Below are 9,008 nucleotides of genomic sequence, written 5' to 3' on the forward strand. Positions count from 1 at the left end.
ATATATCTAATGTACAATCAATTGATGATTTTCAAAAGCCTCTATCATATCATCAAATAACCTTACAACTAATGGATCATTTTTATCTAAAATATTTTTAAACTTATTAAATATGCAATCAGTATCATCTGCACATTTAACTTCTCCATCTTTATAAAAATCTATCTTATCAATAACTTTACTTAATCCAATATCTTCTTTTTCCTGTGATAAAATTGCCGTTTCCCAATAAAACTTTGAGTCTATGATATGAATAATACATTGTGCTCCACCTCTTTGAGCTCTTCCCTTTAACTGACATAAATCTGCAAACATATTACCTGCTATCATATTTTTTATATCATCGTCTTTACTATTATAAGTATCTTGGAATTTTAATTTAACCTGTAATTTTCCTAATGTTTTCTTTAAAACTTTAAAATCAATAGAAATTTTTTTCTTATCCTTCATAAATTGTCTTGTTAAATAATCATGTAAGTATGATATTATTGTTAAGTTATCACTTGGAGACGGTAGATATCTATTTGCAATTATTATATGCCTAAAATATGCTTCATTTGTATTTGATGCCATTATATTATATCCCCTACTTATTGATTTATTTACTGCAATAAGTATATCTATACCTAAATCAGATATTCTTTCAACATTAGATTTTTCTATATAAATATCCTTATTAGGTTCCTCATTAAAAGCAGGTATCCATAACATTTTTTTAGTTACTCCATTAATATTTATATTATCAAAAATAACTTTTGCAATTCTTGCACTAGAGGCTGTTATTAAAATTCCTTTTTTTATTTTATTTTCATCATAATAATTATACAAATCCTTAATTAAATCTGGTAATAATTTATTATTTAGTTGAGTGGTTATTCTTTGAATATTATCCTTTTCTTTATCATTTGAACTTCCCGAAATAAAGCACAATCCTTTTTCATCTTTAAATATATGACATTTTAATATTATAGGAATTTTATTTTTTCTTTTTAACTTTTTAAGCTCTTTTCTTGTTAGCGATGCATCACTTATTCTTTTTTGATTATCATTTTCTAATAATCTATTCACCTTATATTTTATTGTATATAATGAACTTTTAGTATCTATGCTAGTTGCAGATGCCATAAACATTGGTATTTGTTTAGTATCGTATAATGCTGCTAAATTTTTAGTAGTATTAAACAACACTTCTCTTCCTATTCCTGTATAATTATTTTTTTTAAGAACAAGAATATTTTTATTAGTTTCCTTTTCCTCTGTTAAAGTATATCCACTAATAAAACTTTCTAAAAAACTTTCTGGAACAAGTGGAATATCCTCTTTATATAAATACCTAAATACTAAATCTCTTAACCCATTGTCTTTTGATTCCTTTACATATGGTACTACTGACCTTAATCTTCTTCTCACATTTTTATAGTAACTATCAATTAAAGAAATAAGCATTATAAATATTAAAAATTTAGTTCTCATTTCCTCTTTCTCAGTTTTTAAACTCTTTTTACTATCTCTAAGAATTTTAAATCTTATATTATATTTATTATTTAATTCCTTTAAGTCTTTCATTAATCCATTATATATCTTATGACAAACTTCTTCTATAGACTCATAACCCTCTTCATTCTCTAAATTAACCTTATCTACATCATACTCCTCTAGCAACTTAAAATATTTAGATGTAATATATTTTATTGTATCTTCATTAACAAAAAAATTATAATAATCATTAATTACTGATTTATTATTAACCTTTCTATTTTCCATTTGATTTACCTGCATTTTACGAATATATTTCTCAAAAAATAATTCTATTAAAGATATTAAATTAAAACTCTTATTAACTCCTATAGACTCTCTAATAAAATCTTGGTTTCCCTTATTTAAAAATAATACTATTAATATATCAACAATGTTATCTAATATTCTAACATCCTTTTTAAATTCATTAACTACAGATTTAGTTGAAATATCTAATCTATCAATATTATTAACAATTTTTAAAAGACTTTCTATATCTCCTCTACTATAAGTATCATCTACAGCATTTCCTGAATATATTTTTATTTCATCAATAAAAGCTCCATCAAACTCTTTTTGTATTTCATCAACTTCATCAATAATCATTAAATCCGAATATAAAATACATATCTCAAATAACGTTCTTTCCTCTAAATCAAATATTCTTGGCATCTTAGATAATAATAATGTCTTTGCTGTCGCTATAATAACATTAGAGTCTATCATTTCTCTATACATATTATAATATCCACACTTTAAGAATCCATCTTTACATTTGCTACAATCTCTCTTTACATCAATTTGATCATAGTCACTTTCTTCTGGCTCTTTTGCTTCACTACAAAAATAATCTAAATTATTTATTATAGATTCATTTAATATAATACTCTTTAAAGCTCCTTCTTCTTTATTTTCTAGCAATACATTCTGTCTCTTAGATTTATAATATCTTTCTATATAATGATTTCTTTTCTTACCAGTTAAAATAGTACTTTTTATTCCTAATTTGTCAAGACGCTCCTTATAATGCTTACTATTAATAGTGTTATCAGTTATTATTAGCATTCTTTTATTTTCTTTAGCTAGTTTATTTATAATTATATCTGTATACACAGTCTTTCCTGCACCAGTTTTACCTGCTAAGTGAGTATAAAACTCATTAAGCCTAAATTTATTTTCCGAATAAATAATACTATCTTTTAGCACATCATATACTTTTATCTTATCATTTTGATATTTATATTTCTCTCCCATGTTCTCTATAAAAGAATCATCTATTGTATCTAATATATTATTTATATTTTTAAGTATACTTTCATGGTAACTTCTTTTTTCCTTAAGTTTATTAGTTATTTCCTGTCCTATTCTATTATCATCAACTTTACTTCCAGGCTTTTTTTCACTATTTAGATGTTTTGAAAATGAATTTTCTATTAAATTTATATATATCCCTATTCTCTCACTATAAAAATCAGGACTTTTAAAATTTATAGTTTGTTTATCTTCATTTAAAAAGAACATTTTAAATTTAGTAATAATATCATTTTTTTGATTTAAATAAAATTTAATATTAGTTAATAATTCTCTTTCATTTCTTGAAAAACTCTTTAAATAATAAATACCTTTAACTGCAAAGTTATATTTCATTTCATCCATATTAGATATAAAAGTTTCAGGCATCGATGTGTATAACGCTAAAACATCCTCTACTTTAAATTTTTCTCCGTAAACATAATATGCTGAAAATAAAACATGCTCAGCATATATAAAAGATGTTTTCTTAATATCAAATACTTTTCCTTCACTTGGATTATCAAATATTAATATCTTTTTATCAAATTCTTCCCAAAAACTATATATCTCTTTAAGATTATTATCTCTATGTAATTCATAAAAACTACGATTATTCATTTACTTTTCGCCCTTCTACTTTTAAATACTTTATTAAATTATCTATATTTAAAAACTTTCTACTTAAATACTTAGGTAATTCTGCCTCAATATATTCTTTATGTTCTTTATAATAAATATCTGGTACCACTATAACTCTATCCAAATATTTATCCCTTTTAATTTCATCTACTAAATCAGTAATATTACTATACGACTTACAATCTATAAATATTTGTTTATTATAAATTATAACTTTTAAATCCCCTTCTCTTTCTATATCTGGATATAATATTACCTCAAAACCTTCTTTTTTCAATCTATCAAATACATCTCTTTCTATAAGACCTACTGACGTATAATCCTTATATACCGATTCCTTTATAATCCAATCATTAACACCTAACTCAAGCTCTTTAAATTTATTTTCTTTACAAAACACATGTTTATTACTTGTATCATCCCAATATCCACAATTATTGCAAACTTTATATTTGCCCTTTGCTTTTACCTTTTCATAAAATTCTTTAAATAATTCAATAAACCTATCTTTATATACTTCAAATTTATCTTGTAATAATACAGCTAATTCTTCTTTAAACTTTATTATTGAAGTAATAGGATTTCTTATTACAGTGTCCATTCTGAAAAATATATAGCACTTAAGCCCCAAATTATCCCCTTCATTTTTTTCTATTTCTAAACATAAGTTAATTAATTTGCTAAATCTTTTCTTCAAGAATTTTTCTCCAGTATTTTTGAATAAATAATTTCTCCATTCATCTCTTAGATTATACTCACTATCTAAAATAGATAATGAGTATATTCCTTTATTTATATAACCGCTATCGTTTTGTATTCCAAAGTCAGCTGGTGAAATAATAGCAAGCTTCCTTATAAAGTCTGTTAATTGAAAACAGTCATTAAAACATATAAATTGATTTTTAGCTCTTTGTAAATCAAGATATAACTTTTTTAAATCTTCTTTTTCTTCAAATAAATTTATATCTCTTAATAATAAGTTGAAATTCTCCACTACGCCTCCATTATTTATCATTTTTTTGTTATACTCCCTTCTATATGTCTTTCAAAAGAACTTAAATGCTCAGTAAGTATATCCATATTAGCATGTATGTTATTTGTCAAAGGTAATCTTAATCTATGAATTATTTCTGTCAACATATTATTATTTATGTTACTTTTTAAAATTTTAATATCCAATAAATTTCTATGCTTATATTCTTTCTTTAAATAATCCTTTTTATATAAAGCGGAATTCTGCTCCATTCCTATTACCTTTTGCCCATAACTTCTATAATAATTATCGTCTATCTTATAAATACAACTTGTTATTCCTGTATTTCCTGCCGTTTTATGATATTGTATAACTTCAGTTTCTGAAATATTAGTCATTACTACAGATGCATTAATAAATTCTTTAAATTTATTTTCAAACAAATTATTATCAAAATTATTCTCATGTGATACAATTACTATTTTTTCTCTTGAATCTTCATTTATTTCCTCTATTATTTCATTAATAACCTCTTCTTGTGTTAATTCCTCTATATCTCCAGAACTATTTAACCAGCTTCCTAAACTACTTATAGCACTATTAGCCTTAAATAATGGCATCCATTCATAACACTCATTACCTTCTAATATCATAAACTCAATATCATTAAAATTTGTTCTTATTATAAATGGAATATATTTATTCTTATTATCTTTTTTTCCTATCCTATACACCCAAAAAGAATATATAACTTTATTCTCTATTACTCCTGATGCATTTACAAATCCAATATCATTTAGTAAATCTAACATGGCTGCTCTTGTTTTATTATCAAATGCATTATCTCTATCTTCATCAGTCTTATTTTCAGCTCCAACATCATCAATTATAAATTGATTTACAATTCCAATTGAATTTAGAGCAAGCCTTATAATATTTTTAGAATCTACCTTAGGGCTTTTTCTTAAATCATCTATTAATACACTTGCTATTGAGTTTTCCTTTACCTGTCCCATAGCATTCAATATTATTTTCTTCCTATCTTCATAATTTTCATTTTCCGATATCTTTCGCCCTGCAATTTTATCACTAATTATCTCAATAATATTAAAAATTATTGTTTTATTGTAAAGTTTAATACTATATTGATTATTATTGATTTTTTCAATATTAGGTTCTTTTTTATATTTTTCCTTTTTTATAATTGATGGATGTTCTATAAATCTTCTTATATAATCTTCTAATTTAAATTTACTATTAGCTATTCTAAAAACATATAAATTTACTTCATTAAGATTATTTTTTACAAATACCTTATCTAACTTTAATTTGCCTTGATCAGTAGCCGAACCCGATATGTTAATAAAATCTTTTTTATTTGCAACTATACATTCAATTGGCTCTATTAACTTTAAGTTTTCACAAGATTTTAAAATATGATCCTTTATTAATACCTTATCATTACTATGAACCCCTACACCTATTTTAGTGTCTACATCATATTTCATAGATGTATGATAAGCTATTAATATATCTGGATTAGCCTTCTCTGCAAATAAAGCTGAATTTATATTCTCTATTCCTATATCCATATTTTCCTTAATTTCTTTAAATATAAAGTAATCCTTATAATATGGTCGTATTTTAATAGCTTCACCTTCTTCAAGATCTTTCTTCTTTGCTATTCTAACAGTAATAAACTTATCATCACACTTTATAAATATAGTTCTATTTAAATCTATATACTTATTACTTTCACTTCTAAATTGTGTTCCTAAAGAATCTTCAGTTAATATACTACTTATAAATCTTCTTAAAACTATCTTAGGTTCAAAATATTTTTTATTCCTATATTCAACAATATTAGGTTGTATCACAAATGAATATCTTCTAATTACATCTTTAAGTTCATTATCTTCTATTAAATCACTTATAACTTCTATCCCTATTGTTACATTATAACAAGGTAAAAAATCAATTATTTTACCATCATATTCAAAATTCTTACTTGAAATATCTCTTAATATTTTCATACTTATTAACTCTTCATTAAAATCTATATCATTTAATGAAACTCTTTTACTTTCCTCAACAGAAAAATCTAACTTATCCAACTCTAATTTTGCTTCCTTAAATATCTCTAAATTATCGCTTACAAATTTTTCTATTTGTTTTTTAAACCTACTATTTATTTGTATTATTTGACCTTTACTTAATATATCTAATGAATAAAACTTATTTCTACATTCGTTAAATGCAATAAATTGATATGGTTCTAATTGACTTATCTTTTTAGGAATATTCAGCAATGTTTCTATTTTCCATTGTTCTATATCTTTATCTTTTGCTATCTTCTTTATCTTTTCATATAAATCTATAAATGATTTGTTTATATTATTTTCATAAACATAACTTTCTTTTAAAAATTCTTCTGTAATTTCATAACTCAGCTGTTGATTTAAGCAAGTGTAATTAGTTACAGCTGCACTCTTCGTCTTTTTAGGTTTATCTTCCTTATTATGTACGCAACTTTGCGAACTTTTATTTTCATTTTTTCCCATAATACACTCCATTCTTATCCTGGCGGAAGTTTTTGATACATTAAACTTTTTTGCTAACTTATTTGTTATCCATTCTTCACCTTTATATTTATCATTTTCTAATCTTAACAATTCAATCTCTTGCTTAAATTTTTCTTTAGGCATAAGTAGCGCTGCTGCTAAATAATTAGCTTCAACTTCAATATCATCATCAATTTCACTTTCCAAATAAAATCTATGTAATATCCAGTGTGCTATTTCATGTGCTATACTAAATCTCAATCCACCTTCATTTCTATTATTAGACTCATTTAAATTTATAAGTATAGTTTTCCCTTGAACCGCTAATATTTCAAGTATTTCCTCCTCATTCTCATCTTCTGAATCTATCCTTGCAACTACCTTCATAGGATTCATAACTAACATAGCCAATTTTTTAGTATCAAGTAGCTCTTTATACTCGATCTCTAAACCTAAATATAATTCAGCCAATAAATCTATATTAATTAAATCTTTATTATATAAACCTTTATACTTTTTAGCTTTTTCTAACTCAACGCTTGCAATCTCCTCTAACTGTTCATTAGTATATCTTCTCAATACATATATCCTCCTATTTCTTTATTAGTTTTAAAAGAAATTTCAATTCATCTTCTGTATAATTTCCTTGTCTTATTGCTCTAACAATATTTTGGATATTTTCATTATTTAAAACATAACTAATATCATCCATTAAATTATCATCATTTTTATTTTTAGTTGTTCTAAGAAAATATTTAACATCATTACTTTCCATAACATATGACGATAAATCAGAAGCTATAGAGTTTTTAGATTCTCCTGCTAAATCATAAAGTTCATTTATTTCTTCCTCTGAATAAAACAGGGCTTCTGCAATTTTATCTACTTTTTCTTTATTAGGTGCATTTCTTCTTCCTTTTTCTATATCACTCATATAAGATGGTGATATTCCAACTTTACTGGCAAGTTCTCTTAAAGAAATTCCCTTTTCTAGTCGTTTACTTTTTATGTATTCTCCAAACTTCAACATTAACACCTCTGTAAGCTTACACTCAAAATATACTATAATAATATTATTTTGTCCATATTGCTTTTTTATTTTTATACTATTTTATTTATACATTTTAATAAATTATTTAATTTACTCCTAAAGCCTTAAATACAGCATCAATAGCACTAGAATAAAATATTGGTTGTACTTTTATTAATAAATCGGCTGGAACTGTTTGTAAATCTACTACAGCTGTTGCAGGCATCAATACCTTTTTAGCTCTGGCATCAACACAAACTTGAAGACAATTATCAAACTCTTCTATTATCATTAAAATTCTACCATAATTAATATTTCCTAATACAACTAATGATTCTTGAACAGTTTTTTCTAGTGATGCAGAACATAATGCAATAAATTGAGCAACTGCAAGTTCACTTGTTAGAGCAATTCCCTGTAAATCACTAATATGAATTAAGAAATCTTTAGTTTTAGTTGATATAGAAGCACTAATTCTTTTACTATTAGCTGTAAAGATTCTAAAGCAGTATCTAAACTTTCTTTTGCTTCTCTATCTGATGCTACTCCTGATTTTTTAAACTTACCAGAACCAGAAACAACTTGATTTTCTATTTTGTATACTCCAATCATTTCACTCTGAATATAACCTACTGTATATATATGGCCTGGCTTTCCTAAACCTTTTGGTATTAGTTTTCTACCACCTTGCTCTGGAACTGATATATACTCTTCATCCATTGTTTTTTATCTATATAGCAAAAATCTACATCATAAAACTCCATTTAGATAAATAAGATTAATATTTCCTACAAATACAAACGAATTAGAAGCATTTTTTTCTTCCTTTCCTCTTGCAAATGATCCTGAAGCCATATAATCTTTCATTATTTGTATTCCATCTTTATTCTTAAACTGGTCTTATGTCAATATTTTGGACACAAAAAGTCAAACTTTTTTATGCTGCACTTCTAGCTAATAATTCACATTGATCTGGAGTCATGTAATTAATAGA

The 9,008-nt window shown here is 24.7% G+C and carries 7 protein-coding genes; all 7 read right to left on the minus strand.

Annotated elements, in window-relative coordinates; all coding sequences use genetic code 11:
* Positions 1-6: 6 nt before the first annotated feature.
* A complete protein-coding gene (locus BHW04_RS08415) occupies positions 7-3,429 on the minus strand; it encodes a hypothetical protein (protein ID WP_302699380.1) in 3,423 nt (1,140 codons plus the stop codon).
* Positions 3,422-4,465, minus strand: coding sequence for a restriction endonuclease-related protein (locus BHW04_RS08420; protein WP_302699381.1), 1,044 nt, complete (start codon positions 4,463-4,465; stop codon positions 3,422-3,424). The genes BHW04_RS08415 and BHW04_RS08420 overlap by 8 nt, the downstream gene beginning before the upstream one ends.
* A complete protein-coding gene (locus BHW04_RS08425; RefSeq protein ID WP_302699382.1) occupies positions 4,462-7,563 on the minus strand; it encodes an ImmA/IrrE family metallo-endopeptidase in 3,102 nt (1,033 codons plus the stop codon). The genes BHW04_RS08420 and BHW04_RS08425 overlap by 4 nt, the downstream gene beginning before the upstream one ends.
* A gap of 13 nt (positions 7,564-7,576) precedes the next feature.
* Positions 7,577-8,014 (minus strand): helix-turn-helix domain-containing protein, encoded by a 438-nt coding sequence (locus tag BHW04_RS08430; RefSeq protein ID WP_302699383.1) that lies wholly within the window; start codon positions 8,012-8,014, stop codon positions 7,577-7,579.
* 106 nt (positions 8,015-8,120) lie between these two features.
* A complete protein-coding gene (locus BHW04_RS08435; RefSeq protein WP_302699384.1) occupies positions 8,121-8,306 on the minus strand; it encodes a hypothetical protein in 186 nt (61 codons plus the stop codon).
* 143 nt (positions 8,307-8,449) lie between these two features.
* Complete coding sequence (locus BHW04_RS08440) at positions 8,450-8,734, minus strand: hypothetical protein (protein WP_302699385.1); 285 nt, start codon at positions 8,732-8,734, stop codon at positions 8,450-8,452.
* A gap of 30 nt (positions 8,735-8,764) precedes the next feature.
* On the minus strand, positions 8,765-8,881 hold the full coding sequence (locus tag BHW04_RS08445) for a BREX system Lon protease-like protein BrxL (protein WP_302699386.1): 117 nt from the start codon (positions 8,879-8,881) through the stop codon (positions 8,765-8,767).
* Positions 8,882-9,008 lie beyond the last annotated feature (127 nt).

The organism is Clostridium sp. 29_15 (assembly GCF_001916075.1).
Lineage (GTDB): Bacteria > Bacillota > Clostridia > Clostridiales > Clostridiaceae > Clostridium > Clostridium lentum.

Excerpts from the sequence above, each read along its gene's own strand:
- BHW04_RS08415 (WP_302699380.1), bottom strand. The coding sequence starts at position 3,429 with ATGAATAATCGTAGTTTTTATGAATTACATAGAGATAATAATCTTAAA.
- BHW04_RS08445 (WP_302699386.1), bottom strand. The coding sequence starts at position 8,881 with ATGAAAGATTATATGGCTTCAGGATCATTTGCAAGAGGAAAGGAAGAA.
- BHW04_RS08440 (WP_302699385.1), bottom strand. The coding sequence starts at position 8,734 with ATGGATGAAGAGTATATATCAGTTCCAGAGCAAGGTGGTAGAAAACTA.
- BHW04_RS08430 (WP_302699383.1), bottom strand. The coding sequence starts at position 8,014 with ATGTTGAAGTTTGGAGAATACATAAAAAGTAAACGACTAGAAAAGGGA.
- BHW04_RS08435 (WP_302699384.1), bottom strand. The coding sequence starts at position 8,306 with ATGATAATAGAAGAGTTTGATAATTGTCTTCAAGTTTGTGTTGATGCC.
- BHW04_RS08420 (WP_302699381.1), bottom strand. The coding sequence starts at position 4,465 with ATGATAAATAATGGAGGCGTAGTGGAGAATTTCAACTTATTATTAAGA.